Annotated in this window: 27 protein-coding genes and 1 pseudogene; 13 read left to right on the forward strand and 15 right to left on the reverse strand. The window is 61.8% G+C overall.

All coding sequences use genetic code 11. The features are described from left to right. Positions 1-52 precede the first annotated feature (52 nt). The 12 genes from CKW30_RS22135 to nrdR all read right to left on the reverse strand — a co-directional run bounded on the left by CKW30_RS22135 (position 53) and on the right by nrdR (position 8,768). Positions 53-853 carry a cobalamin-binding protein gene (locus CKW30_RS22135; protein WP_095181926.1) on the reverse strand — a complete coding sequence of 267 codons (801 nt, stop codon included), beginning with the start codon at positions 851-853 and terminating at the stop codon, positions 53-55. Next, positions 853-1,272 (reverse strand): hypothetical protein, encoded by a 420-nt coding sequence (locus tag CKW30_RS22140; protein ID WP_041477693.1) that lies wholly within the window; start codon positions 1,270-1,272, stop codon positions 853-855. The genes CKW30_RS22135 and CKW30_RS22140 overlap by 1 nt, the downstream gene beginning before the upstream one ends. Beyond that, positions 1,269-1,886, reverse strand: a complete 618-nt coding sequence (gene ribA, locus CKW30_RS22145; RefSeq protein ID WP_041477692.1) for a GTP cyclohydrolase II — start codon at positions 1,884-1,886, stop codon at positions 1,269-1,271. Before ribA ends, CKW30_RS22140 begins: the two co-directional genes overlap by 4 nt. 144 nt (positions 1,887-2,030) lie before the next feature. Beyond that, a complete protein-coding gene (locus tag CKW30_RS22150) occupies positions 2,031-2,768 on the reverse strand; it encodes an ABC transporter substrate-binding protein (protein WP_071173721.1) in 738 nt (245 codons plus the stop codon). Between the two features lie 25 nt (positions 2,769-2,793). Further along, positions 2,794-3,297 (reverse strand): phosphatidylglycerophosphatase A, encoded by a 504-nt coding sequence (locus tag CKW30_RS22155; protein WP_039761886.1) that lies wholly within the window; start codon positions 3,295-3,297, stop codon positions 2,794-2,796. Beyond that, positions 3,294-4,259, reverse strand: a complete 966-nt coding sequence (gene thiL, locus CKW30_RS22160; RefSeq protein ID WP_095181927.1) for a thiamine-phosphate kinase — start codon at positions 4,257-4,259, stop codon at positions 3,294-3,296. The genes CKW30_RS22155 and thiL overlap by 4 nt, the downstream gene beginning before the upstream one ends. Before the next feature lie 27 nt (positions 4,260-4,286). Next, the gene (gene nusB / locus CKW30_RS22165; protein ID WP_024014489.1) at positions 4,287-4,787 is read right to left on the reverse strand and encodes a transcription antitermination factor NusB; all 501 of its coding nucleotides are present in this window, start codon (positions 4,785-4,787) and stop codon (positions 4,287-4,289) included. Then, on the reverse strand, positions 4,784-5,260 hold the full coding sequence (gene ribE, locus CKW30_RS22170) for a 6,7-dimethyl-8-ribityllumazine synthase (protein WP_003228649.1): 477 nt from the start codon (positions 5,258-5,260) through the stop codon (positions 4,784-4,786). Before ribE ends, nusB begins: the two co-directional genes overlap by 4 nt. Positions 5,261-5,350: 90 nt before the next feature. Next, positions 5,351-6,442, reverse strand: coding sequence for a bifunctional 3,4-dihydroxy-2-butanone-4-phosphate synthase/GTP cyclohydrolase II (gene ribBA, locus CKW30_RS22175; protein ID WP_039761895.1), 1,092 nt, complete (start codon positions 6,440-6,442; stop codon positions 5,351-5,353). A gap of 21 nt (positions 6,443-6,463) precedes the next feature. After that, positions 6,464-7,126 (reverse strand): riboflavin synthase, encoded by a 663-nt coding sequence (locus tag CKW30_RS22180; protein ID WP_095181928.1) that lies wholly within the window; start codon positions 7,124-7,126, stop codon positions 6,464-6,466. A gap of 47 nt (positions 7,127-7,173) precedes the next feature. Then, complete coding sequence (gene ribD, locus CKW30_RS22185) at positions 7,174-8,307, reverse strand: bifunctional diaminohydroxyphosphoribosylaminopyrimidine deaminase/5-amino-6-(5-phosphoribosylamino)uracil reductase RibD (protein ID WP_095181929.1); 1,134 nt, start codon at positions 8,305-8,307, stop codon at positions 7,174-7,176. Further along, positions 8,304-8,768 carry a transcriptional regulator NrdR gene (gene nrdR / locus CKW30_RS22190; protein ID WP_007910946.1) on the reverse strand — a complete coding sequence of 155 codons (465 nt, stop codon included), beginning with the start codon at positions 8,766-8,768 and terminating at the stop codon, positions 8,304-8,306. Before nrdR ends, ribD begins: the two co-directional genes overlap by 4 nt. Positions 8,769-8,896: 128 nt before the next feature. Between nrdR and CKW30_RS22195 the strand changes: the two genes are divergently transcribed. From CKW30_RS22195 to trxA, 3 genes are all read left to right on the forward strand, one after another. After that, complete coding sequence (locus CKW30_RS22195; RefSeq protein ID WP_024014493.1) at positions 8,897-9,361, forward strand: YbaY family lipoprotein; 465 nt, start codon at positions 8,897-8,899, stop codon at positions 9,359-9,361. Next, positions 9,358-10,014 carry a methyltransferase gene (locus CKW30_RS22200; protein ID WP_095181930.1) on the forward strand — a complete coding sequence of 219 codons (657 nt, stop codon included), beginning with the start codon at positions 9,358-9,360 and terminating at the stop codon, positions 10,012-10,014. The genes CKW30_RS22195 and CKW30_RS22200 overlap by 4 nt, the downstream gene beginning before the upstream one ends. Positions 10,015-10,192: 178 nt before the next feature. Further along, positions 10,193-11,065, forward strand: coding sequence for a thioredoxin (gene trxA, locus CKW30_RS22205; RefSeq protein ID WP_095181931.1), 873 nt, complete (start codon positions 10,193-10,195; stop codon positions 11,063-11,065). Between the two features lie 4 nt (positions 11,066-11,069). On the opposite strand, the gene CKW30_RS22210 is transcribed toward trxA, so the two are convergent. Further along, on the reverse strand, positions 11,070-11,429 hold the full coding sequence (locus CKW30_RS22210) for a hypothetical protein (protein ID WP_095181932.1): 360 nt from the start codon (positions 11,427-11,429) through the stop codon (positions 11,070-11,072). Positions 11,430-11,606: 177 nt separating this feature from the next. On the opposite strand from CKW30_RS22210, the pseudogene CKW30_RS22215 reads away from it, so the two are divergent. The 9 genes and pseudogenes from CKW30_RS22215 to CKW30_RS22255 form a co-directional block, all read left to right on the forward strand. Next, positions 11,607-11,792, forward strand: a pseudogene (locus tag CKW30_RS22215) (PAAR domain-containing protein); the annotation flags it as partial. Positions 11,793-11,807: 15 nt separating this feature from the next. Continuing rightward, positions 11,808-12,146, forward strand: a complete 339-nt coding sequence (locus tag CKW30_RS22220; protein ID WP_224787298.1) for a hypothetical protein — start codon at positions 11,808-11,810, stop codon at positions 12,144-12,146. After that, positions 12,143-13,090, forward strand: coding sequence for a CHAP domain-containing protein (locus CKW30_RS22225; RefSeq protein WP_095181933.1), 948 nt, complete (start codon positions 12,143-12,145; stop codon positions 13,088-13,090). The genes CKW30_RS22220 and CKW30_RS22225 overlap by 4 nt, the downstream gene beginning before the upstream one ends. Then, positions 13,087-13,653, forward strand: a complete 567-nt coding sequence (locus CKW30_RS22230; protein ID WP_024014498.1) for a hypothetical protein — start codon at positions 13,087-13,089, stop codon at positions 13,651-13,653. Before CKW30_RS22225 ends, CKW30_RS22230 begins: the two co-directional genes overlap by 4 nt. Before the next feature lie 155 nt (positions 13,654-13,808). After that, positions 13,809-14,402, forward strand: coding sequence for a DUF2796 domain-containing protein (locus CKW30_RS22235; protein WP_041477685.1), 594 nt, complete (start codon positions 13,809-13,811; stop codon positions 14,400-14,402). Between the two features lie 137 nt (positions 14,403-14,539). Further along, entirely contained in the window at positions 14,540-15,250 is a 711-nt protein-coding gene (locus CKW30_RS22240) for an ABC transporter ATP-binding protein (RefSeq protein ID WP_095181934.1), read from the forward strand. Position 15,251: 1 nt separating this feature from the next. Then, a complete protein-coding gene (locus CKW30_RS22245; RefSeq protein WP_095181935.1) occupies positions 15,252-16,517 on the forward strand; it encodes an ABC transporter permease in 1,266 nt (421 codons plus the stop codon). A gap of 11 nt (positions 16,518-16,528) precedes the next feature. Beyond that, entirely contained in the window at positions 16,529-17,044 is a 516-nt protein-coding gene (locus CKW30_RS22250; RefSeq protein WP_095181974.1) for a DUF3299 domain-containing protein, read from the forward strand. A gap of 246 nt (positions 17,045-17,290) precedes the next feature. Continuing rightward, positions 17,291-17,989 (forward strand): OmpW family protein, encoded by a 699-nt coding sequence (locus tag CKW30_RS22255; protein ID WP_095181936.1) that lies wholly within the window; start codon positions 17,291-17,293, stop codon positions 17,987-17,989. A 357-nt stretch (positions 17,990-18,346) separates the two neighbouring features. On the opposite strand, the gene CKW30_RS22260 is transcribed toward CKW30_RS22255, so the two are convergent. Next, positions 18,347-19,279 (reverse strand): NAD-dependent epimerase/dehydratase family protein, encoded by a 933-nt coding sequence (locus tag CKW30_RS22260; protein ID WP_095181937.1) that lies wholly within the window; start codon positions 19,277-19,279, stop codon positions 18,347-18,349. Beyond that, on the reverse strand, positions 19,272-20,156 hold the full coding sequence (locus CKW30_RS22265; RefSeq protein WP_095181938.1) for a sugar nucleotide-binding protein: 885 nt from the start codon (positions 20,154-20,156) through the stop codon (positions 19,272-19,274). The genes CKW30_RS22260 and CKW30_RS22265 overlap by 8 nt, the downstream gene beginning before the upstream one ends. A gap of 276 nt (positions 20,157-20,432) precedes the next feature. Here CKW30_RS22265 and CKW30_RS22270 point away from each other — a divergent pair, with 276 nt between their 5' ends. Then, positions 20,433-24,719, forward strand: coding sequence for a DEAD/DEAH box helicase (locus CKW30_RS22270; protein WP_095181939.1), 4,287 nt, complete (start codon positions 20,433-20,435; stop codon positions 24,717-24,719). The last annotated feature ends 57 nt before the right edge of the window (positions 24,720-24,776 follow it).

Genomic DNA, 24,776 nt, shown 5'->3' on the forward strand with positions numbered 1-24,776 from the left:
AACGCAAATCCAGTGTGGGAGCGAGCCTGCTCGCGAATACAGGCGATGCGGTCTACCGATCCGGCGCGATCAATTGGCAGAGTTTGGCGGTCGCACTGATCATCTGACCACTGGGCCTTTCCAGACCTTTGTCAGTGACCAATAGCAGTCTCCCCTGCCTGACTGCTGCCACCTGCGGCCAGGCCTTCCACGCGCCAAGTTGCGCCTGATCACCGGCGACAATCACTTCGGGATCACGCTGCAACACTGCTTCAATACTTACCTGCGGTGCCGGCAGATTCAGCTCGGCGAAGACATTGCGCGCGCCGCACACCTCAAGCGCATCGCTGATGATCTGCCCGCCGCCAACGGTATACAGCGGCTTGTCCCAGATCTGATAAAAAACCCGCAGCGGCACATCACGACGATAACGCTGACGAAGGTCATCCAGTTGTTTACGCAATTCGGCCGCTCGTTGCGCCCCGCGTTCAGGACGTTCGAGCTGTTCGGCAATGGCTTCGATCTGCGCCGCAAGTTGCGTCAACGTATGCGGCTCGGCGACGAAGGTCGGAATGTTCAGGCGCTTGAGCTGATCACGCTGCCCGGCGCCGACGCTGCCGGGCCAGAGCAGCAGCAAATCCGGTTTCAGGCTGAGCAAGCGCTCCATGTCGAGCTGGCCGTAGCGGCCCACTGATGGAACATCCGCTATCACCGCCGGCCGCTCGCCCGCATCCAGTACGCCGACCAGCAGGTCAGCGGAATCCAGTTCAACGACGATTTCAGACAGCGAGGGGGCGAGGCTGACCACACGCAGTGCGGCCAGCGCCGGGCTGCTCAGGGCGAGCAGCAGAACCGCCAGCCACAGGCGATGCATCAGCCGAGTTGACGCGGAATACGATAGAGATAGAACAGCACGGCGGTGGACAGCGCCAGCAACATCAACGGCACGGCTTCGAGGCCGACGAATACCGCCAGTGCGCCAATCCAGGCCGGCAGGGACGCTACCAGCAACGCCGTACGCCGACGCGCCGCAAGGGCAATCCAGGCGGCGGGTTCTTCGGCGGTATCGAGGGCTTTTTGCGTGGCGATCAGGGCGTGTTTGTAGCGGGCGAAATACTTCAGGCTGACAAACATCGAGGCGACGCCGGCGATGAACAAGGGCATCGCCAGCACTGGCAACAGGCCCTGGCCTTCACCGAACAGCGCGTTGAGCACGAACAGCGGCAACAGCGCCAGCGCCAGGTATTGCCACCAGGCCACCGCCAACCGCCGCCGCACCTGGCCGCGGGTCACGCGCGGTCGGCCTCGCCCTGATGCTCGTTGCCCATCATGTGGTCGAGCTTGCTGGCCTTGGTCGCCAGGTAGAGTTTGTTGTGCGGATTGTGGCCGGTGTGCAGCGGCACGCGTTCGGCGACGACGATGCCCATGTCGGTCAGCGCTTTGACCTTGCGCGGGTTGTTGGTCATCAAGCGCAGGGATTTCACGCCCAAGTGTTCGAGCATCGGCAGGCACATGGCGTAGTCGCGCTGATCGGCGGCAAAGCCCAGACGCTCGTTGGCTTCCACGGTGTCGGCGCCGCCGTCCTGCAATTCGTAGGCGCGAATCTTGTTCAGCAGACCGATGCCACGCCCTTCCTGACGCAGATACAGCAGCACGCCCCGGCCTTCGCGGGCGATCGCCTGCAACGCGGCTTCCAGTTGCGAGCCGCAGTCGCAACGCTGGCTGAACAAGGCATCGCCGGTCAGGCATTCGGAATGCAGGCGACCGAGTACCGGGGCGCCATCGGCAATTTCACCGAGGCTCAGCACGACGTGCTCACGCCCGGTGCTCTCATCGAGAAAGCCGTGCATGGTGAATTGCGCAAAAGGCGTTGGCAGCTTGGAAGCGGCGACGAAGACGACAGGCACCGATGTGCTCCTGATCTAGAAGACTGAAAATTCGCAGGCGGGCATTGTAACAGCAGGTTCCTGTAGACGCTTAGGCTGAATTATCGGGCATAACCATCAAAAAGTTTGATGACAGCTGCCATGCGCTCCCACAGGACATTGTGATCATTTTGGATCAAACGGATACGGCTGCTGCCACTTCTCGAAGACCGGCTTCAACTCTCCGCTCTTGACCAGCTCCGCCATGCGCCGGTCATACAGCGCCATCAACGCGCGAGCCTGTGGGGTATCGGCGAAACCGAGAAACAGCGGCAACTCAGCCAGATGCGAATAGCGATACTGCGCTGGATCCGCGGCATCGCGCACGACCGCTTCAATCTCGGTCAGCGCATCGATGTAGTAATCCGCCCGGCCCTGCTTGAGCATCAGCAGAATGCCGGTACGTCGTTCGATCTGGTTGAAGCGCTGGATGTTCGGCAAGTAGTTCTCGTAGCGGTAGCCGCGCACCCAGGCCAGACGATATTTGCCCAGGGTCGCCTGGGTCGGCGGCGGGCTGCTGGACAGGCCCAGCGCGTAGATGTGATCAGAATCGAACTTCGATTGCGGGTACAGCACATGCTCGGCTTCGTCGCGGTAGGAGCCGACCAGCGCGTCGACTTCCTTCAACTGCACCAGCCCGATCGACCGGGTGTACGGCACCGTGCGGATATCCAGCTTGACCCCGGCCGGCTCGAACACTTTGCGCAACACGTCCCAGGCCAGACCATGGCCGTCGGCGGCGGTGTAATCCTCCCAGTCTTCGCTGGCCAGATGGATCACCCCAGGCACAGGCGCGGCGGCCTGCGCATGGGCGAACGTGCCCAGCAGAGCCAGAAGCAGCAGCGCCAACCCGCGTCGCAGCATTGCGTGGTTCCTCACGTGAGTCGAATCAGGCGAATACCCATACCAGCCCTTGCATCGCCAGCCAGGCGAACACACCGGCCAGCACGTCGTCGAGCATGATGCCGACGCCGCCATGCACATGCTTGTCGATCCAGCGGATCGGCCACGGCTTGAGAATATCGAAGAAGCGGAACACCAGAAAACCCGCGAGCAACCAGTACCAGCCTTCCGGCACCAGCCACAGGGTGATCCACATGCCGACCATTTCGTCCCAGACGATGCCTTCGTGGTCGTGAACGCGCAAATCGTCAGCGACTTTGCCGCACAGCCAGAAGCCGAACAGCATGGTGATGCCGAGCATCAGCCAGTAGCCCCAGTCGGGCAGCATCTGCCACAGCGGAATGAACGGCAGCGCCACCAGCGAACCCCACGTGCCCGGGGCTTTTGGCAAGGTGCCGGAGCCGAAGCCGAACGCGAGGAAATGCCACGGATTGCGCCAGACCGAAGGAGGCACGAATTCGGCAGGAACCTGTTTCGGGTGATCTGTCACGGTGTCTCCTGAAAATGTTGGTAGCCGCGAATCTGCGGAGTGATGTCGCGTCGGTCGCGGTCCAGCAGCAGCACGCCCTGGCCCGGCAGCACTTGCCCGATCACATGGATCGGCCAGCCGTCGGCCAGCAGTGCCGGCAACTCGGCGGACGGCAAGGTGAAGGCCAGTACGTAATCATCACCACCGCTCAATGCCGCGCGCTCGGCACCGCGCTGGCCGAGAAACGCGACTAAAGCATCCGACAACGGTACACGCTCGCGTTCAATCTCAAGTCGCACCTTCGACGCCAGCGCGATATGCCCGCAATCGGCGAGCAGGCCGTCGGAGATGTCCAGTGCCGCCGTGGCCTTGCCGCGCAGGGCCTGACCGAGCGCCAGTTGCGGTTGTGGCGACCAGTAATGATCGAGCAGCGGCTGGGCGATATGCGCTTCGGCATCACGTTGAGCCAATACCAGCGGCAAGGCGCCGGCCGCATTGCCCAGTTCGCCGCCGACGCAGAGCAGATCACCGGCCTGCGCACCGCTGCGGGTCAAGGCCTGGCCAGCGGGTACGCGGCCGAACACGGTGACCGTCAGGCTCAACGGCCCGCGCGTGGTATCGCCGCCGACCAGGGCAACGCCGCAGCTTTGCGCCATGCGGTTCAAACCCCGGGCATAGGCTTGCAGCCAATCGGCAGTTACCGTCGGTAAGGTCAGGGCAAGGGTAAAGGCAACGGGCGCGGCGCCCATGGCGGCCAGGTCACTGACCGCGACGGCCAGCGAGCGCTGACCGAGCAGAAACGGATCGCAGGGGTCGGCGAAATGCACACCGGCCACCAGCGTATCGGTGGAAACCGCCAGCTGTTCCCCAGCGGGAACCGCCAGCAAGGCGCAGTCGTCGCCGATCCCCAGAGCAACGCCTTCGCCGCCCTGCGCACAAGGCGCGGCGGCGAAGAAATTGCGGATCAGCTCAAACTCGCCCATGGCCGAGAAAAAGTATTCAAGCGCCGATCAGCGCTTGAACGCCTTCACTTCAGCTTCACGCAGGCGCGGGGCCAGCTTGTCGAGCACACCGTTGACGAACTTGTGGCCGTCGGTCGAACCGAACACCTTGGCCAGTTCGATACCTTCGTTGATCACAACGCGGTACGGCACGTCGACGCGCTTGAGCAGTTCCCAGGTCGACAGGCGCAGAACCGCCAGTTCAACCGGGTCCAGCTCTTCGATCGCCAGATCCAGGCACGGCGTCAGGGCGGTGTCGATTTCGGTCTTGAACTGCGGAACCCCGTGAAGGATTTCACGGAAGTAGGCACCGTCAACATCGGTGAAATCGTTATCAACGCGAAACTGCGCTTCGATCTCGTTCAGCGATTGCCGGGCCATGTGCCACTGGTACAGCGCCTGGGTCGCGAGCTGACGGGCTTCGCGACGCTTGGCGCTCTTCGACGGCTTGCCGGCATCCGCAGGTTTCGGATCGCGCGGGTTGAAACGATCGCTTTCGTCGCTAATCACTTGGCCTCCAACTGTGCCAGCAGGCTGACCATTTCCAGAGCGGACAGGGCAGCTTCGGCACCTTTGTTACCGGCCTTGGTGCCGGAACGTTCGATGGCTTGTTCGATGGAATCAACGGTCAGCACACCGAACGCAACCGGTACGCCGAATTCCATGGAAACCTGGGCCAGGCCTTTGGTGCACTCGCCAGCCACGTATTCGAAGTGCGGAGTACCGCCACGAATGACCGCGCCAAGAGCGATGATCGCTGCGAACTCGCCTTTCTGGGCGACTTTCTGCGCAACCAGCGGGATTTCGAAGGCGCCCGGTGCGCGGATGATGGTGATGTCGCTTTCGCTCACGCCGTGGCGAACCAGGGCATCAACGGCACCGCTGACCAGGCTTTCAACCACGAAGCTGTTGAAGCGGCCCACTACCAGAGCGTAGCGGCCTTTGGGGGCGATGAAGGTACCTTCGATGGTCTTCAGGGTCATTCGTCAGTTCTCTTAAAGAGCCGGGACGCGTCTGCTACGCGTCCCTCAGTGATTATTTGCCGCGAATCGGAGTCCGGAAACAGCCGGTCATTATTCGGAGGGCACGTATTCTACAACTTCCAGATCAAAACCGGATATCGCATTGAATTTCATTGGTGCCGACATCAAGCGCATCTTGCGCACGCCGAGGTCACGCAGGATCTGCGAACCGGCCCCGACAATGCTGTAGGTGGTCGGTTTTTTCGGCGCTGCCTGCTCGCCGGTTTCACGGATATGCGCCAGCAGCACGTCACCATCAAGCGGGTGACCGAGCAGCAGCACCACACCGCTGCCGGCCTCGGCGACCGCAGCCATGGCGGCGCGCAGGCTCCAGCGGCCCGGTTGCTTGACCATCAGCAGGTCGCGCAGCGGGTCCATGTTGTGCACGCGAACCAGCGTCGGCTCCTCAGCGCAGACAGTGCCCAGCGTCAGGGCCATGTGCACGTCGCCTTCCACCGAATCACGATAGGTCACCAGGTTGAATTGGCCCAGTTCGCTGTCCAGCGGCTGCTCGGCAATCCGCTGAACGGTACGTTCGTGGATCATCCGGTAGTGAATCAGGTCGGCGATGGTGCCGATCTTGATGTTGTGTTCGGCGGCGAATGCTTCGAGTTCAGCGCGACGGGACATGGTGCCGTCGTCGTTCATCACTTCGCAGATCACTCCGCTCGGCTCGAAACCGGCCATGCGCGCCAGGTCGCAAGCGGCTTCGGTGTGGCCGGCGCGAGCGAGGGTGCCGCCGGCCTGGGCCATCAGCGGGAAAATGTGACCCGGGCTGACGATGTCTTCAGCCTTGGCGTCTTTGGCGGCTGCCGCTTGCACGGTGCGCGCGCGATCGGCGGCGGAGATGCCGGTGGTCACGCCTTCGGCGGCTTCGATCGAAACGGTGAACTTGGTGCCGAAACCGGAACCGTTGCGTGGCGCCATCAGCGGCAGCTTCAACAGTTCGCAGCGCTCACGGCTCATCGGCATGCAGATCAGGCCACGGGCGTGCTTGGCCATGAAGTTGATGTGTTCGGCCTGGCAGCATTCGGCGGCCATGATCAGGTCGCCTTCGTTCTCGCGGTCTTCGTCATCCATGAGGATGACCATCTTGCCTTGGCGGATGTCTTCAACCAGTTCTTCGATGCTATTGAGCGCCACAAGGCACCCCCTTCTTTTGAATTATTTGAGGTAGCCGTTTTGGGCCAGAAAGCTTTCGGTGATGGTGCTGCCGGCAGTCTTTTCTGCAGCCTTGTCACCCAGCAGCAGACGCTCCAGATAACGCGCCAGCAGGTCGACTTCCAGATTCACCCGGCGGCCCGGCTTGTATGAAGCCATGATGGTTTCGCTGAGGGTGTGCGGAATGATCGTCAGCATGAATTCGGCGCCATCGACTTCGTTCACGGTCAGGCTGGTGCCGTCGACGGTGATCGAGCCTTTATGGGCGATGTACTTGGCCAGTTCTTTCGGCGCACGGATGCGAAATTCCACGGCACGGGCATTGTCGCTGCGCGATACCACTTCACCGACGCCGTCGACGTGTCCGCTGACCAGATGCCCGCCGAGGCGAGTGGTCGGGGTCAGGGCTTTTTCCAGATTGACCGGGCTGCCGCCTTTCAGGTCATTCATGGCGGTGCAATCGAGGGTTTCGCGGCTGACGTCGGCGGCAAAGCCGTCGCCCGGCAACTCGACGGCGGTCAGGCAAACGCCGTTGACCGCGATGCTGTCGCCGAGTTTGACGTCGCTCAGATCGAGCTTGCCGGTTGCGACGTGCACCCGCACATCACCGCCCTTTGGGGTCAGTGCGCGGATACTGCCGATGGATTCGATGATGCCGGTGAACATGGGGTTCTCCTTGAGAACGAGGCCAGCGCTAACGCAATGGCCGGGAATTATACGCGGGCTGAAGGGGCAGGGATCGCAGTGACTCGCCAGTCATCGCCCACCGCGCGGATTTCAGTGATTTTCAGCTCTGGCGCGTCTTTCATCTGCGCCAGCGGCCAGTCGAGCAGCGGACGCGCCGTGGAGCCGAGGAATTTGCCGGCAATGAAGATCACGAATTCGTCGACCAACCCCAATTGCGCAAAGGCACCGGCCAGACGCGGCCCGGCCTCGACCAGCACCTCGTTGGTGCCTCGATTGGCCAGTTCGATAAGCAATTGATGCAGATCGACCTGGCCGTCGGCACCCGGCACTATCAGGCATTCCGGGCCATTGGCGTATTGCTCCTCGACCGCGACACAGGTGGCGACCAGTGCCGGCCCGGCCTTGAAGAACGGCGCATCCAGCGGCACTCGCAGGCGGCCATCGATCAATACGCGCAATGGTGGGCGACTCATGGCCAGCGCGGTTTGCTCGCTGTCGAGACCGAGTTCGTCCGCGCGCACGGTCAACCGAGCGCCGTCGGCCAGCACCGTATCGGCGCCGGTCAGCACCACCGCCGCCTCAGCGCGCAAACGCTGCACCGCCGAACGCGCCGCCGGGCCGGTGATCCATTGGCTCTCGCCGCTTTCCATCGCCGTGCGCCCGTCGAGGCTCATGGCCAACTTGACCCGCACGAACGGCAAGCCATGTTCCATGCGTTTCAGAAAACCTTGATTGAGCTTGCGCGCCTCAGCTTCCAGCACCCCACTTTCCGTGGCGATACCGGCCTCGGCCAGGCGCTGCAAACCGCGCCCGGCGACTTGTGGATTGGGATCACGCATCGCCGCCACGACCCGGGCAACGCCAGCAGTCACCAAGGCATCGGCACACGGCGGTGTGCGGCCATGGTGGCTGCAAGGTTCGAGGGTCACATACGCCGTCGCGCCCCGGGCCTGCTCGCCGGCGGCGCGCAGGGCGTGGACTTCGGCATGGGGTTCGCCGGCGCGCTCATGCCAGCCTTCGCCGACAATCTGCCCGTCACGCACCAGCACGCAACCGACTCGTGGATTGGGATGAGTGGTGTAGTGGCCCTTGCGCGCCAGTTCCAGCGCGCGGGCCATGAAATGGGCGTCGAGGATCGCCTGCTCGGCGGCGGTGGTCATTCTTTCACCGGTTCGCGGGCGAGGCGGTCGATCTCTTCGCGGAATTCATTGAGGTCCTGGAAGCGTTTGTACACCGAAGCGAAACGGATGTAGGCGACTTCATCGAGCTTTTGCAGCTCGGCCATGACCAGTTCGCCGACCACGAGGGACTTGACCTCGCGTTCGCCGGTGGCGCGCAGCTTGTGCTTGATGTGGACCAGAGAGGATTCGAGGCGCTCGACGCTGACCGGACGTTTCTCCAGCGCGCGCTGCATGCCGGCGCGGAGTTTTTCTTCGTCGAACGGTTGGCGGCTGCCGTCGGTTTTGATCAGGCGCGGCAACACCAGTTCGGCCGTCTCGAACGTCGTGAAACGTTCGCCGCAGGCCAGGCATTCACGCCGGCGGCGCACCTGTTCGCCCTCGGCGACCAGACGCGAGTCGATGACCTTGGTGTCGTTGGCACCGCAGAAGGGACAGTGCATGGTGGCTGGCAACAAAAAATGGGAGGGCCATGGTAGCGCATCCCCGTGGCAAGACAAGCCATAGGCTTTGCGGTATACAGAACGGCATGATCGTCTGATCCATGGAATTCATTCTGCCGGAGCCTCCAATGCCGTTACGTCCGCTCGTTCTGCTCAGTCTTTTCAGCCTGCTGGTGGCCTGTGGCAGCGACGCACCCAAGCCGCAACCGCCGACCCCAGGCCCCGCGCCGCAGCAGGCGCAGAAAAAAGCCAAAGAGGCTGCCGAACTCGGCCCGCTGCCGGCGCATCAGCGCGAATTGAGCGGCAGCCTGCAAGGGGTGCCGGCCGGCGCCGAAGTCGAATTGGCGCTGCTGGTGATTGATGAAAAGGACCGCCCGCAACAATTGCTCGCCAGTTCCAGCCTGATCGGCAACAACCAGATCCTGCCGTTTCACCTGCGCTTCAACCCCGAGGCGTTTCCGGCCGGCGCACGGGTTGAGCTGCGCGGTCGCGCGAGCCAGTCCGGACAACTGATTCTGCACCTGCCATCGCAGACCATCACTCAACCGACCACTCAGGCGTTGGGCCAGCTGCAATTCGTCAAAGCGCCATGACAGCACCGCTCGACCTGCAACAGGCCTTGGGGGAATTGCTCGGCGACGCCAGACTGAAAGCCTGTGCGTTGCCGGGCACTGATTTGCAGCTGTGGCTGATCGACGGTGACAACATGGCCCGCGAATTCAGCCAGGAAGAAACCCAGCGCATCCTGCATGAACCGCCCTATTGGAGCTTTTGCTGGGCCAGCGGCTTGGCCGTGGCGCGTTATCTGGCACAGTTTCCAGAGTGGGTGCGCGGCAAGCGCGTGCTGGATTTCGGCGCTGGTTCCGGGATTGCCGGGATCGCGGCGGTGAAGGCCGGGGCGCTGGAAGTGGTGGCCTGCGATCTCGATCCGTTGGCGATCGCCGCTTGCCGGGCAAATGCCGAGCTCAATGCTGTGCAGATGAGCTACTCGACGGATTTCTTTGCCGAGGCCGATCGCTTCGATCTGATCCTGGTCGCCGACGTGTTGTACGACCGGGCGAACTTGCCGCTGCTCGACGCGTTTCTCAGTCGCGGACGCGAGGCGCTGGTGGCGGATTCACGGGTGCGGGATTTTCGGCATCCGTTGTATGAGCGAATTGAAATTCTCGAGGCGATGACCTTGCCGGATCTGGCCGAGCCTGAGGAATTCAGACATGTCAGCCTCTACCATGCGCGGCGCGACTAAAAGCTTCGCGAGCAGGCTCGCTCCCACACTGGATCTGTGTCGTTCATAAATCCCCTGTGGGAGCGAGCCTGCTCGCGAAGGCGTCCGCCCATGCAACACACCTCTCGACCCGCCCCGCTTCCGGCCACCCCCCACCAAGCCTTATAGTTGCCCCATCCACGCTTTGACGAGATCCCCCATGAGTGAGCAAACGCCGTACATCTTCGACGCCACGACTGCCGATTTCGACCAGTCGGTGATCGAAGCCTCCTTCAACAAACCGGTGCTGGTGGATTTCTGGGCCGAATGGTGTGCGCCGTGCAAGGCGTTGATGCCGATGTTGCAAGGCATTGCCGAGAGCTATCAGGGCGAGTTGCTGCTGGCCAAGGTCAACTGCGACATTGAGCAGGACATCGTCGCCCGCTTCGGCATTCGCAGCCTGCCGACTGTGGTGCTGTTCAAGGACGGTCAGCCGGTCGATGGCTTTGCCGGCGCACAACCGGAATCCGCCGTGCGCGCGCTGCTGGAACCGCATGTGCAGATGCCGCCACCGGCCGCTGCCGACCCGTTCGAACAGGCCCAGGCGATGTTCGACGAAGGTCACTTCGCCGAGGCGGAAGCGGTGCTGGTGACCATTCTCAATGAAGACAATACCAACGCCAAAGCGCTGATCCTTTACGCACGCTGCCTGACCGAACGCGGCGAACTGGGCGAAGCGCAAACCGTGCTCGACGCGGTCAAGAGCGATGAGCACAAAGCCGCACTGGCCGGCGCCAAAGCGCAGATCCAGTTCCTCGGCCTCGCCCGCGATCTGCCGGACGCCGCCGACCTGAAGAGCCGCCTGGCGCAAAATCCGCAGGATGATGAAGCGGTGTACCAACTGGCGATCCAGCAACTGGCGCGCCAGCAATACGAAGCGGCGCTGGACGCCTTGCTCAAACTGTTCATCCGCAACCGCAGCTACGGCGAAGGCTTGCCGCACAAGACCTTGCTGCAGGTGTTCGAACTGCTGGGCAATGATCATCCGTTGGTGACGGCTTACCGTCGCAAAGTGTTTGCGGCGCTGTATTAAGGCCTTACCCGATCCAGCTATAGAGCGGCGTATCCCCGCCGCTCGCCACTTTCACATCGGAACTGTGGCGCAAGCGCACGAGCAAACGCTTGCCCGCTGCCGCACTGCCGGTGAGCGCTTCCAGTTGATCGAGCAGATCCGGTCCACTGAGTTGCCCGGCCTTACGCAGCAAGTCTTTGGCCACCTGCCACAGCGCATCGTCCTGATTCACCGGCTTCGCCGCCGGAGCGGGCGCAACCGCCTCAGACTGCGCAATCGGCGCCTGCCCGCTCAGCGCCGAACCCAGCCTGGCCCAATCGCTGTCATCCAGCTCCACCGTCAAATCCACCGGCAACTCGCCGACCGTTCCGCGTATCCGCAACATCAAGTTCGCTCCTGCACTTTTCTGACCTGCATGCTCCCATGGGACTTGTGCAACGCCAAGTAAAGGGCGCCAAACACATCTGGTAATTCCCGGTTAATCGGCTAAATTAATCTCTTTTTGCGGGAAGGATTCCCAATGTCTTCAGGACGAAAACTGGCCTCTTAAGGAGGCCCGACCTCTACAGGTGGCGTGATACTTGAAGGAAATGAGAACCTCAATATCGAAGGAAGAATAATCGCTTCCATTGGACAACTCGCCAGTTGTCCGGTCTGTGGGCCTGGCAAAGGCCCCATCGTAGCAGTGGGTGAAAGAACGCTGATTTTACCTGCCGGACCAGCTGCGCTAGAGGGTGACTACGTCGCCTGCGGTTGTCCGCCCATGACCAATAAGCTGCTCACTCAGCAACACAGTGGTTTCGCAGGAATTGGCCGGCCCGCTCCAATTGACATGGGGCCACCGATTGCTGCCCTGACCTCTTATCGCTACTTGCAGGTCATCATCGAACGCCTTAATGACACGGAAAAGCCAGGTTTGGCTTACAAACTCAAGGACAAGGCGAAGGTTGCCGTTTTACAAGACAGCACTTGCAACCTCACAGGCGAAGGCTGCGAACACCCGGTAAAAAACGCTTCGGATTACGACACCCTGTTGGTAGGGGAAGATTCCGAATGGACTTTCTATGCCTATGAAGAGCCCCTGACACAGGATTTGTCATGAAATCGGAAATCAAACTCATCTTTAAAGACTTTCTGATGCAGCCACCGCCAGGCGTAAAATTTCAGCTGCTTATCGACGGTCAGGTCGTAGATGACAACATCGTTCAAAACGATGACAGGCCTCGCATTTATTCATTGATATCCAAAAACGGCCAGATCGCTATAACGCTCGCGGGCAAGGAACTACCGTCGATCAAAACCCGAGACACCCACGAAGTGACGGTTCAGATTGTGGGGAACTCCGGTACAAAAAAAGGTATGCACACTGCTACGTTGAATCCAGGGAAGTCTCTTTCGATCGTAGCGATATCACCGTGGGTAAAAGTCCCGCTAACGACCAGCGGCGCTGTCTCGAACGACGCATTCTACGAAGTCGAATATGGTGTGAAACGTACAAATGAAACCCGAACGGTGAAAGTCGTCATTCAGGACATGCCGCGCAGGATACTGATGGAGGCGCTGTCACACCGGGGATCAACACAGTGGGCAGGGAATAAAAGCAAAAAGTCGCTGCCACACCCTACTCTCAGCCAGAGCGTGGAATTTCCACCAAACACAAATAAATGCAATCTGTTCGTCTACGACGTGCTGACCGCAATTGGGGTCAACGTGGCGTTGATTGAACATGGCAAATCGAAATACCTGCCATATTTCTCCAAGGTTAGTCCTCCGCTCGCGGGTGAATGGGCGAATGGACAACGATTGCTCAACAGCTGGAAAGTCGAGCGCACGCCGTTGCCCGGGGACGTCGGCGCTTACGCAATGAATTATTCCGACGCCAGCGGCCATGTCGGCTTCGTTCTAACGAAGGGCGTATGCATTTCTGCAGGGTGGGAAAAAGTTGAAGTTAACGACGCAGGTTTTCGCCATGCGACCGGCAATGCAAATCCCAGCGACCATGACTTCACTATTTTCCGACGCTACAAACACAGCACGCCACAATGAAACGCCCTTATTCGCTCCTCCTCATAATTCCGTTTTTGCTCATCGTGGCATGGCGCATCTGGTTGCCTGCCGATCTTTCGGCTTGTCCCGCTGACGGGGAAACTGCAGGTCCACTGACCCTTGTTATTCGTGATTACTTTGAGCGCAATAGCCGGACCGACTGGCGAGACATGGATGATCGTTTCGACATACTTTCAACCCCCGAAGGCCAGAGCATAGCGAGTCAACCGAATTCACACACTTGCGAAGCATTGCGGGTACTGCAGAGTCCGGCGTTCAGTCAGAGTGAAAAAATCTTCACCATGGCACTTATGTTCAGACTGCCAATCGACCAGTACATGGCCCTGATGGATCGCAGTCATCAACTCTACACGCAGGGCAAAATGGATAAGGAGGTGCTGACTCTGGTGGTATTTCCGCGCGGAACAGCCATCAACTACTGGTGGCTTCCGGCTTGGCGACAGCGTTTCAGTCGCGATGCCCCGAGCGTGCTCGACGCAAATCTGATCAACGATGTCCTTTCGGGACACTATTGGTTCGACTATCCCGGCGCAGGCTTCTGATTCTGCAAGCATGACATTCAATCCCAGCACCGCCCGCGACCTCATCCCGGGCGGTGCTTAGCCATGTCTTGCGCAATCTCAAGCGCACGGGCACACTCTGCGCACTTTCGTTATAAGATTACATAACAAACTTTTCATTTTTCTCGGAGTCCGTCATGCGTCGTCTGTTGCTCGCTTTGCCGTTTGCCCTGTTGCCGCTGGCCGCTGCTCATGCGGTGGATGAGCACGATCACGATCATGAGCACGGCAGCCTCGGCGCCCATGAGCATGGTGTGGGTCGCCTGAATGCCGCGCTCGATGGTCAGACCCTGGAGCTGGAGCTGGAAAGCCCGGCGATGAATCTGGTGGGTTTTGAACACGCCGCGACGTCGGATGCCGACAAGGCCAAAGTGGCCGCCGCTCGGGCGCAGCTGGAAAAACCATTGGCCCTGTTCAGCCTGCCGGCAGCTGCAGGGTGCAAAGTGGTCAGCCAGGAACTGGAAAGCCCGCTGTTCGGCGACAAGCCGGACGCCGACGATCACGACGAAGATGAAGCGGACAAGGACGGTCACGAGCATCACCACGACCACAGCGAAATCCACGCGCATTACCAATTCAGCTGCGCCACACCGGGCGCGCTGAACACGCTGAATCTGGCCAACATCTTCAAAACCTTCCCGGCAACGCAGAAGATTCAGGTACAACTAATCAGCGCGACCGGCCAGCAAGGTACCGAAGTGACGGCGAAATCGGCTGCGCTGAAATTCTAGGATCCACCGAAATCCCCTGTGGGAGCGAGCCTGCTCGCGAAGGCGGCGTGTCAGTTGACAGGTGGGTGTCTGACCCAGCGCTTTCGCGAGCAGGCTCGCTCCCACAGGGTTGTGTTCACTTCATGAAAATCGGTGCCATGACCCAAGCACTCATCGAACTTTCCGACCTTGGCTTCAACTGGCCCGGTCACCCGCCGCTGCTGGAGATCCCGGCGTTTCGTCTGGAAGCCGGCGAAACCCTGTTTCTCAAAGGCCCCAGCGGCAGCGGCAAGACCACGCTGCTCGGCCTGCTTGGCGGGGTGCAGAAGCCCAATCGGGGCAGCATTCGCCTGCTCGGCCAGGAGCTGACCGAGCTTTCTGCCGGCAAGCGCGATACGTTTCGTGTCGATCACACTGGCTACATTTTCCAGCAATTCAATCTGCTGCCGTTTCTCTCGGTGCGCGAGAACGTTGAGTTGCCGTGTCACTTCTCGAAACTGCGTGCGCAACGGGCGAAACAGCGCCACGGCAGCGTCGATCAAGCCGCCGCCACGTTGCTCGCCCACCTGGGTCTGAAAGACGAAAGCATCCTCAGCCGCCGCGCCGACTCGCTGTCCATCGGCCAGCAACAACGGGTCGCCGCCGCACGCGCATTGATCGGCCAACCGGAGCTGGTGATCGCCGACGAACCGACCTCGGCGCTGGATTACGACGCCCGCGAAAACTTCATTCGCCTGCTGTTTGCCGAGTGCCGCGAGGCCGGATCGAGTCTGTTGTTCGTCAGCCACGACCAGAGCCTGGCGCCGCTGTTCGACCGTCATCTGTCCCTGGCCGATCTCAATCGCGCCGCTACGTCCGCCGAGGTCTGAGATGTATCTGTTTCGTCTGGCCATGGCCAGCCTGGCCAACCGCCGTTTCACCGCATTGCTCACCGCTTTCGCCATCGCCCTGTCCGTGTGCCTGCTGCTCGCCGTCGAGCGCGTGCGCACCGAAGCCAAGGCCAGTTTCGCCAGCACCATCAGCGGCACTGACCTCATCGTCGGCGCTCGTTCGGGGTCGGTAAACCTGCTGCTGTATTCGGTGTTCCGCATCGGCAACGCTACCAACAACATCCGTTGGGACAGCTTTGAACACTTCGCCAACAACCCGAAAGTGAAGTGGGCAATCCCCATGTCCCTAGGCGATTCCCATCGCGGCTATCGCGTGATGGGCACCACCGAAGCCTATTTCCAGCACTACCAGTACGGGCGCCAGCAACACCTGGCGCTGGCCGACGGTCGCGCGTTTGCCACCGATCCTTTCGAAGTGGTGCTCGGTGCCGAAGTCGCCGAAGCGCTGCACTACAAGCTCGGCGACAAACTGGTACTGGCCCACGGCGTGGCGGCGATCAGCCTGGTCAAGCACGACGACAAACCCTTCACCGTGGTCGGCATCCTCCAGCGCACCGGCACCCCGGTGGACCGCACGCTGCACATCAGCCTCGGCGGCATGGAGGCGATCCACATCGACTGGCACAACGGCGTGCCGGCGCGCGGCAACGGCAGGATCAGCGCTGATCAGGCGCGCAATATGGACCTGACGCCACAAGCGATCACCGCGTTCATGCTCGGCCTCAACAGCAAGATTTCCACCTTCGCCTTGCAGCGCGAGATCAACGAATACCGTGGCGAACCGATGCTGGCGATCCTGCCGGGCGTGGCCTTGCAGGAATTGTGGAGCCTGATGAGTACGGCCGAGAAAGCCTTGTTCGTGGTCTCGCTGTTCGTTGTGCTGACCGGGCTGATCGGCATGCTCACGGCGATTCTCACCAGCCTCAACGAACGTCGCCGCGAGATGGCGATTCTGCGTTCGGTGGGCGCGCGGCCGTGGCACATCGCAAGCCTGCTGGTGCTGGAAGCCTTCGCCTTGGCGCTGACCGGGGTGATTGCCGGGCTGGCGTTGCTGTACGTCGGCATCGCCACTGCGCAAGGGTACGTGCAGGCCAATTACGGTTTATACCTGCCGCTGGCATGGCCGAGCGAGTATGAATGGACGCTGCTCGGTGGCATTCTGGCGGCCGCGCTGCTGATGGGCAGCGTGCCGGCCTGGCGCGCGTATCGCCAATCATTGGCCGATGGCCTGTCGATCCGTTTATGAGGATGTTCACCATGCCCCGCGCCCTGCTTGCGCTGCTGATGCTGGTCGCCCTGCCCGTGTGGGCGGCGCCGAAAGACCTGACCTGGTCGGAAATGATCCCGCCGGACGCCGCGCCGGAAGTGCCGAACATGACCCCGCTGCATGACCTGTCGAAGATGGGCGACGCACTCTCCGCTGAGTCCGCGCCGGCGGCCAAGCAGGACATGCCCAACGCTCCGGTAGTGAAAAGCCTCGACGGGCAGAACATTCGCCTGCCGGGTTACATCGTGCCGCTGGAAGTCAGCGAAGAGGGGCGCACCACGGACTTCTTGCTGGTGCCGTATTTCGGCGCCTGCATCCACGTCCCGCCACCGCCGTCGAACCAGATCGTACACGTGAAAAGCGAACTGGGCGTGAAGCTCGATGAGCTGTATCAGCCGTATTGGGTTGAGGGACCGTTGCAGGTGAAAGCCTCGAGCAGTGAGCTGGCCGATGCCGGGTATCAAATGGAGGCGGAGAAGATTTATGCGTATGAGCTGCCGGAGTAATTCCCGGTAGTATTGTATTGTCCGCAGAGACCCCATCGCGGGCAAGCCCGCTCCCACAGGTTATCTGGGTGAGCAAAAAACTGACAAACAACTGGATCATTGTGGGAGCTGGCTTGCCAGCGATGGGGCCGAGATGAACGCCACAAAAAAACGGGCCTTCACTGTTTCATTGAGCTGAGTCAAAACACCGTATCAGACGGCTTCGTACCCTAGGACATCGAATTTTTATGTCCTTTCGGAGCCCCCATGAACAAGTCCTTGCTCAGCGCCTCGTTGTTTGCCCTCGCGCTCGCAGCCCCGCTCGCCCACGCCCACGAAGCCGGTGACATTCTCGTGCGCGCTGGCGCGATCACCGTCAACCCGAAGGCCGACAGTTCCAGCGTCAAGGTCGATCAGGGTCCGCTGAGCGGCACTGATCTGGGCGGCAAGGCGACCATGAGCAGCGACACCCAACTGGGTCTGAACTTCGCCTACATGCTCACCAACAACATCGGTATCGAGCTGCTGGCAGCCACGCCGTTCGAGCACGACGTCAAGCTCAAGGGCACCGCCCTGCCCGCCGCCAACGGCAAGCTCGGCACGCTAAAACACCTGCCGCCGACCCTCAGCGTCGTCTACTACCCGCTGGATTCGAAATCGCCTTTCCAGCCGTATGTCGGCGGTGGCATCAACTACACCTGGATCTACGACGAACACGTCGGCAGCGAAGCCAGCGCCAACGGCTTCAGCAACTTCAAGGCGAAAAACTCCTGGGGTCTGGCCTGGCAGGTCGGCGCCGACTACATGATCACCGACAACATCATGCTCAACGCCCAAGTGCGCTACATCGATATCGATACCCGCGCGACCGTCGAGAACAACGCCGTCGCACCGGGCACCCGCGCACGGGTGAATGTGGATGTCGATCCGTTCATCTACATGGTCGGTTTGGGCTATAAGTTCTAAGCTGACTTTGACCGAACGTTCACGTGGTGGTGAATGAGGCTTGGTGGCGGGCAGGCACAGACCTGACGACGACCGTACGCAGTCGATCGGGGAATAACATTCCCTCGCCACAGGAATAGCGATATTCCGGCCGTGAAAAAGGCGCCTGTTGCAGGGCGCCTTTTTCATTTGGTGCTGAGTCATGTGGGGCGTTGGAGGCCCGGGCCCCTCACCCCAGCCCTCTCCCGGGGGAGAGGGAGCCGATTTGTGTGTTGTTCAAAACCTGAGTTCGACTGGGTATCGCAAGTCGGCGTACTTCTCACAAACACCTCAGTCAGTTCCCTCTCCCCCTGGGAGAGGGCTAGGGTGAGGGGCTTCTCAGGAGCGCCCGAGCAAGCGCGCCAGGCCCACACTCATCGGCGTCTGCGGCGGCATTTCAAAGCGCTGCAGCAAGCGTCGGTTGTCAGCCCGCGAATGGCGGATATCACCCGAACGCGCCGGCCCGTAGCTCACGGGCGGCAGTTCACCGACCACTGACTTCAATGCTTCGAGCATCTGCTTCAGGCTCATTGCCTGATTCCAGCCGACGTTGACCGCACCTTCCTGCACTTCGGGCTTTTCCAGCGCCTGCACCAGCAAATCGACCAGATCACCGACATAAAGAAAATCGCGGGTCTGCTCGCCATCGCCAAATACGGTGATCGGCAAACCTTTCGACGCACGTTCGCTGAAGATGCTGATCACCCCGGAATACGGCGAGGACGGATCCTGGCGGGGGCCGAAGATGTTGAAGAAGCGGAAAATCGCCGGCTCCAGACCATGCTGGCGACGGTAGAAATCGAAGTACTGCTCACCGGCCAGTTTGTCCGAGGCATAGGGTGTCAGCGGCGCCTTCGGCGTGTCTTCATCAATCGACTCGCCCTCGCCATTGTTGCCGTACACCGCCGCGCTGGAGGCGTACACCACACGCTTGACCCCGGCCAGGCGCATGGCTTCGCAGACATTCAGGGTGCCGATGAAATTGCTCTGATGGGTTTTCACCGGATCGTCCACCGAGGCCTGCACCGAGGCCACCGCCGCCAGATGCGCGACAGCGTTGCAACCTTGTATGGCGCGGGCGACCAGGGCGGCATCGGCGACATCGCCGACCACCAGTTCAACCTTGGGATTGTCCAGCGGCAGGTTGCTGCGCTTGCCGGTCGACAGGTCGTCGAGCACGCGTACCGCATAGCCCTTGGCGAGCAAGGCATCGGTCAGGTGCGAGCCGATGAATCCGGCTCCGCCAGTGATTAAAACCGTTGCTTCAGCCATGTCGGTAGAACCTGTCCAGTAGACCCGGGAGCGCGGCACGCCAGGCGCGCGGCTTGATCCCGAAAGTGTGGAGAATTTTCTTGCAGGCCAGCACTGCATGTTGCGGCTCTTCGGCGGCGTCCGGGCGCGCGGCGTGGGCCTGCGCGGTCGGTGCTTCGATCGCCAGCGGATGCAGGCTGCGTGCTTCGGTGAGAATCGCCTGGCCCAGCGCCAGCGGGGTGGTCGCTTCGTGGCCGGCGTAATGGTAAGTGCCCCACAGCGGCGCGGCGCAGTCGAGTTGCTTGAGCACGGAGATGATCACTCGCGCGGCGTCATCGACCGGAGTCGGATTGCCGCGCCGATCATCGGCCAGCAGCAACTCTTCGGGTTTTTCCGCGCGAGCGAGGAAGCGTCCGAGGGTGCCGTCCGGGCTGTCGTCGAGCAGCCAGCCGAAACGCAGCAGTACATGTTGCGGGCAGGTCGCGCGCACGCTTTGCTCGATGCGCCACAAGGCCTGACCGCGCAGGCCCAGCGGCACCGGTTCGTCTTTTTCGCTGTAAGCGGTAGCACGTGAGCCGTCGAACACGCGATAGCTCGACGGCTGCACGAGGACAATGTTGTGGTGCTGGCACAGTTCGGCCAGACGCTCGATGGCGCGTTCCTGGCCGATCATGCGGCTTTCGCTGACGCTCTCGGCCTGGAACCAGTCGAAATAGTAGGCGAGGTTGATCAACGCATCGGGACGGGTGTCGTCGAGCAGTTGGGTGAGGCTCGCGGCATCCCAGCCGTTTTCGGGCGGGCGGGGGGCGAGGAAACCGATGTCTTCTTCCGCACCGAGGCGAATCAGCGCCTGCCCAAGGGCATTTCCGCCGCCCAGTAACATAAGGCGCATTCGCATAGAGTCAGCAGGCCCAGTCTGATTGGAACGATGGCTTTAGCGACAGTTCTTGTGGAACCGTCGTCGATAATTGCCGGAATCGTTGCATTTTGCGGGTTTAGTGCGCAACCGTCATCCGTAAAGTGTAGATGCGCGGATTTGTATCGGCCTCACTGGCGCTATCGCGAGCAGGCTCGCTCCCACAGGAGACCGCATTCCAAGGTGGGAGCGAGCCTGCTCGCGAAGGCGTCCGAACGGTACTTGCATCTTCCCGCCCCCGCCCGCATAACTCCAGTCATGAATCTGCCCCTCCCCGCCAACAGCGCGCTGGCCGGTTTTCACCCCGCCGTCAGCGCCTGGTTCAACAAAACTTTCCCGGCGGTCACCGCCGCTCAGGCCCGTGCGTGGCCGTTGATTCGCCAGCGCCGGTCGACGCTGATCGCCGCGCCCACTGGCTCCGGCAAAACCCTGACCGCGTTCCTCGCCGTGCTCGATGAGCTCGTCCACCGAGGCCTGGAGCATCCTGACGGTCTGCCCGCCGAAACCCTGGTGGTCTATGTTTCGCCGTTGAAGGCATTGTCCAACGACATTCAGATCAACCTGCAGAATCCGCTCGCCGGCATTACCGCGCAATTGCGCGAAATGGGCCTGCCGGAGCTGACCATCACTACCGCCGTACGAACCGGCGACACGCCGCAGAAAGACCGCGCCGCCATGCGCAAGACCGCGCCGCACATTCTGGTCACCACGCCGGAATCGCTGTACGTGCTGCTTGGCTCGGAATCCGGGCGCAGGATGCTCGGCACCACGCGCACGGTGATCATCGACGAAATCCACGCGATGGCAGCCGGCAAGCGTGGCAGTCATCTGTCCTTGAGCCTTGAACGGCTGCAAGCGTTGTGCGCCGAACCGCTGACCCGCATCGGCCTGTCCGCCACGCAGAAACCGGTAGAAGCCGTGGCGCAGTTCCTGGTCGGTCATGATCGCCCCTGCGAAATCGTCGACATTGGCCACGCCCGCCCTCGGGATCTGGGCATCGAAGTGCCGCCGGTGCCGCTGTCGGCGGTGATGGCCAATGATGTCTGGGAACTGGTGTACGAGCGCCTCGCCGAACTCGCTCGCGAGCATCGCACCACACTGATTTTCGTCAACACCCGACGCCTTGCCGAGCGCCTCAGCCGGCATCTGAGCGAGCGCCTCGGCAAGCAGGCCGTGGCGGCGCACCATGGCAGCCTGGCCAAGGAGTTTCGCCTCGACGCCGAACAACGGCTCAAACGCGGCGAGCTGCAAGTGCTGATCGCCACGGCATCACTGGAACTGGGCATCGATATCGGTGAAGTCGACCTGGTCTGCCAGATCAGTTCGCCGCGTTCGATTGCTGCGTTTCTGCAACGGGTCGGTCGCTCCGGACACCAGGTCGGCGGCACTCCCAAGGGTCGTTTGTTCGCCACCACCCGCGACGATCTGATCGAGTGCGCCGCCCTGCTCGACTGCGTGCGCCGGGGCGAGCTCGATACGCTGCACATTCCGGAAAAACCGCTGGACGTGCTGGCGCAGCAGATCATTGCCGAGGTCAGTTGCCAGGAATGGTCGGAGGACGCGTTGCTGGCGATGTTCCGCCGAGCGTGGCCGTATCGCGATCTCGACGAAAAACACTATCAGGCCCTGCTGAGCATGCTCGCCGAGGGTTACAACGGCCGCCAGGGCATCCGCAGCGCCTACCTGCACCGCGATGCCGTCAGTCGCACCTTGCGTGGCCGGCGGGGCGCGCAACTGACCGCCGTGACCAGTGGCGGCACCATCCCGGACAACGCCGACTACAGCGTATTGCTAGAACCCCAGGGCTTGAACATCGGCAGCGTCAACGAAGATTTCGCTGTGGAAAGTATCGCCGGCGACGTGTTCCAGCTCGGCAATACCTCGTACCGCATCCTGCGGGTGGAAAGCGGCAAAGTGCGCGTCGAGGATGCGCAGGGCATGCCGCCGACCATTCCGTTCTGGCTCGGCGAAGCGCCGGGGCGCAGTGATGAACTGTCGGCGGCCGTCGCGCGCCTGCAAGCGCAGTTGGACGAATTGCTCAGCGCCAGCCCCGGGATTCTGCAACCGGCGCTCGACTGGCTGACCGCCACACTCGGCCTCAACCTCGCCAGCGCCGAGCAACTGGTCGAATATCTGGCGCGCGCACGGCAAACCCTCGGCGCCCTGCCCTCGCAGGACACGCTGTTGATGGAACGGTTTTTCGACGAGTCCGGCGGCACCCAACTGATCATTCACACGCCGTTCGGCAGCCGCATCAACCGCGCCTGGGGCCTGGCCCTGCGCAAGCGTTTCTGCCGCACCTTCAACTTCGAGTTGCAGGCCGCCGCCAGCGAAGACGCGATCGTGCTGTCGCTGTCCACCAGTCACAGCTTCGAGCTCGACGAAGTCTGGCGTTACCTGCACAGCAACAGCGCCGAACACACCCTTATTCAAGCCGTGCTCGATGCGCCCTTGTTTGGCGTGCGCTGGCGCTGGAATGCCGGGGTGGCGCTGGCGTTGCCGCGCTTCACCGGCGGGCGCAAAGTCGCTCCGCAACTGCAACGGATGAAAAGCGAAGACCTGATCGCCAGTGTGTTTCCCGACCAGATCGCCTGCCTGGAAAACCTCGCCGGCGAGCGTGAAGTCCCCGAACATCCGCTGGTGGAACAGACCCTCGACGATTGCCTGCACGAAGCGATGGACAGCGAAGGCTGGCTGACCCTGCTGCGGCGCATGGAGCGTGGCGAGGTGCGCCTGATCGCCCGGGATTTACCTGCGCCGTCGCCGCTGGCGGCAGAAATTCTCAGCGCCCGACCCTACACGTTTCTCGACGACGCGCCGCTGGAGGAACGCCGCACGCAAGCGGTGATTAATCGACGCTGGAGCGATCCGCAATCGACCGATGATCTCGGCGCGCTCGATGCCGATGCGATCACCGCAGTGCGCGAAGAAGCCTGGCCGTCGCCCAATTCCATGGATGAAATGCACGAAGCGCTGATGAGCCTTGCCTGCATCAGTGACGCCGAAGCGCGCGCCAACGCGGGTTGGCCGGACTGGCTGCAAACGCTGATGGCCAGCGGCCGCGCCTGCCGGTTGCAGATCGACGCCGAGCATCAGTTGTGGCTGGCTCGCGAACGCTTGAGTTGCCTGCAGGCACTTTATCCACAAGCCACGCTGCTGACTGAAGCAGTCGCGCTGCCCGGGTTCGACGAAGCATGGACATTCGATGAGGCGCTGGTCGAAGTGATCCGCGCCCGCCTCGGTGCCTTTGGGCCGATCCCGTTGCCGGCCATCGCCGAGCCGCTGGCCCTGCCCGCCGCGCAAGTGAGTCAGGCCCTCGCCCGACTGGAGCGTGAAGGCTACGTCTTGCGCGGCCAGTTCACGCCGAACAGCGCGATTGAAGAATGGTGCGAACGCCATCTGCTGGCGCGCATCCATCGCTACACGGTCAAGCGCCTGCGCCGGGAAATCGAACCGGTGGCATTGCAGGACTTCATGCGTTTTCTGTTCGACTGGCAGCATCTGACGCCGGCCACCCAAGGTCAGGGCAGTGCGGTGCTGCCGGCGATTGTCGGCCAGTTCGAAGGCTACCCGGCGGCAGCTTCGGCGTGGGACAGCGACATCCTGCCGGCACGCCTCAAGGACTATTCGCCGAGCTGGCTGGATGAACTGTGCCGCAACGGCAAACTGGTGTGGACGCGCATCAGCGCGCGGCAGAAAGTCAGCGGCTCGGCATTGCGCAGTACACCGATTGTGCTGCTGCCGCGAAGCCAGGTGGGTTTGTGGAGTGCGTTGGCTGAGCAGACGCCAGTGAGCGAGTTATCGCCGAAAACACAGAAAGTCTTTGAGGCGCTGAGTCAGCATGGCGCGCTGTTTTTCGATGAGTTGATTCATGAAGCGCGCCTGCTGCGCAGCGAACTGGAAATCGCCTTGCAGGAACTGGTCGCCGCAGGTTTGGTGAACGCCGACAGCTTCGCCGGCCTGCGCGCGCTGATCACGCCGGCAAGCAAGCGCCAGCAGCGCAGTAGCCGACGCGGGCGCGGCGCGTTTATCGGCGGCATGGACGATGCCGGGCGCTGGGCATTGCTGCGCCGGGGTTCGTCAGCCGATGCCGCCGAGACACTCGAACACGTCGCCATGACCCTGCTGCGCCGCTACGGCGTGGTGTTCTGGCGCTTGCTCGAACGCGAAGCGGACTGGCTGCCGAGCTGGCGGGAATTGCTGCGCACCTTTCATCGTCTGGAGGCGCGGGGCGAGATTCGTGGCGGGCGGTTTGTCAGTGGTCTGGCTGGCGAGCAGTTTGCCTTGCCCGAAGCCATTCCCTTGCTGCGCGAAGTACGCCGCCGCCCGCAGGACGGCAGCCTGGTGGCGGTGTGTGGGGTTGATCCATTGAATCTGGCCGGGACGTTGTTGCCGGGAGCGAAAGTACCGGCGCTGGTGAGCAATCGGCTGGTGTATCGCGATGGGGTGCCGGTGGCCGCGGTGATTGCCGGCAAGCAGCAGGTTTGGGTAGAGCTGGATCCGATAGCCATGGGACAACTGCATGCCAAGCTGATCCGGCATTGAGAGTGTTCGCACCGGCGTCTTCGCGAGCAGGCTCGCTCCCACAGTCCAATCCCATTG

It is taken from the genome of Pseudomonas sp. Irchel 3F6, from assembly GCF_900187595.1.
Classification (GTDB): Bacteria; Pseudomonadota; Gammaproteobacteria; order Pseudomonadales; family Pseudomonadaceae; genus Aquipseudomonas; species Aquipseudomonas siliginis.

What these genes read in the sequence shown, in the direction of transcription:
- CKW30_RS22225 (WP_095181933.1), top strand. Translation starts at nt 12,143, where the DNA reads ATGAAATCGGAAATCAAACTCATCTTTAAAGACTTTCTGATGCAGCCA.
- CKW30_RS22135 (WP_095181926.1), bottom strand. Translation starts at nt 853, where the DNA reads ATGCATCGCCTGTGGCTGGCGGTTCTGCTGCTCGCCCTGAGCAGCCCG.
- CKW30_RS22210 (WP_095181932.1), bottom strand. Translation starts at nt 11,429, where the DNA reads ATGTTGCGGATACGCGGAACGGTCGGCGAGTTGCCGGTGGATTTGACG.
- trxA (WP_095181931.1), top strand. Translation starts at nt 10,193, where the DNA reads ATGAGTGAGCAAACGCCGTACATCTTCGACGCCACGACTGCCGATTTC.
- CKW30_RS22235 (WP_041477685.1), top strand. Translation starts at nt 13,809, where the DNA reads ATGCGTCGTCTGTTGCTCGCTTTGCCGTTTGCCCTGTTGCCGCTGGCC.
- thiL (WP_095181927.1), bottom strand. Translation starts at nt 4,259, where the DNA reads ATGGGCGAGTTTGAGCTGATCCGCAATTTCTTCGCCGCCGCGCCTTGT.
- CKW30_RS22200 (WP_095181930.1), top strand. Translation starts at nt 9,358, where the DNA reads ATGACAGCACCGCTCGACCTGCAACAGGCCTTGGGGGAATTGCTCGGC.
- CKW30_RS22250 (WP_095181974.1), top strand. Translation starts at nt 16,529, where the DNA reads ATGCCCCGCGCCCTGCTTGCGCTGCTGATGCTGGTCGCCCTGCCCGTG.
- ribD (WP_095181929.1), bottom strand. Translation starts at nt 8,307, where the DNA reads ATGACCACCGCCGCCGAGCAGGCGATCCTCGACGCCCATTTCATGGCC.
- CKW30_RS22150 (WP_071173721.1), bottom strand. Translation starts at nt 2,768, where the DNA reads ATGCTGCGACGCGGGTTGGCGCTGCTGCTTCTGGCTCTGCTGGGCACG.
- CKW30_RS22180 (WP_095181928.1), bottom strand. Translation starts at nt 7,126, where the DNA reads ATGTTCACCGGCATCATCGAATCCATCGGCAGTATCCGCGCACTGACC.
- CKW30_RS22195 (WP_024014493.1), top strand. Translation starts at nt 8,897, where the DNA reads ATGCCGTTACGTCCGCTCGTTCTGCTCAGTCTTTTCAGCCTGCTGGTG.
- ribE (WP_003228649.1), bottom strand. Translation starts at nt 5,260, where the DNA reads ATGACCCTGAAGACCATCGAAGGTACCTTCATCGCCCCCAAAGGCCGC.
- CKW30_RS22220 (WP_224787298.1), top strand. Translation starts at nt 11,808, where the DNA reads ATGACCAATAAGCTGCTCACTCAGCAACACAGTGGTTTCGCAGGAATT.
- nrdR (WP_007910946.1), bottom strand. Translation starts at nt 8,768, where the DNA reads ATGCACTGTCCCTTCTGCGGTGCCAACGACACCAAGGTCATCGACTCG.
- CKW30_RS22265 (WP_095181938.1), bottom strand. Translation starts at nt 20,156, where the DNA reads ATGCGAATGCGCCTTATGTTACTGGGCGGCGGAAATGCCCTTGGGCAG.
- CKW30_RS22240 (WP_095181934.1), top strand. Translation starts at nt 14,540, where the DNA reads ATGACCCAAGCACTCATCGAACTTTCCGACCTTGGCTTCAACTGGCCC.
- CKW30_RS22255 (WP_095181936.1), top strand. Translation starts at nt 17,291, where the DNA reads ATGAACAAGTCCTTGCTCAGCGCCTCGTTGTTTGCCCTCGCGCTCGCA.
- CKW30_RS22245 (WP_095181935.1), top strand. Translation starts at nt 15,252, where the DNA reads ATGTATCTGTTTCGTCTGGCCATGGCCAGCCTGGCCAACCGCCGTTTC.
- CKW30_RS22260 (WP_095181937.1), bottom strand. Translation starts at nt 19,279, where the DNA reads ATGGCTGAAGCAACGGTTTTAATCACTGGCGGAGCCGGATTCATCGGC.
- CKW30_RS22230 (WP_024014498.1), top strand. Translation starts at nt 13,087, where the DNA reads ATGAAACGCCCTTATTCGCTCCTCCTCATAATTCCGTTTTTGCTCATC.
- CKW30_RS22270 (WP_095181939.1), top strand. Translation starts at nt 20,433, where the DNA reads ATGAATCTGCCCCTCCCCGCCAACAGCGCGCTGGCCGGTTTTCACCCC.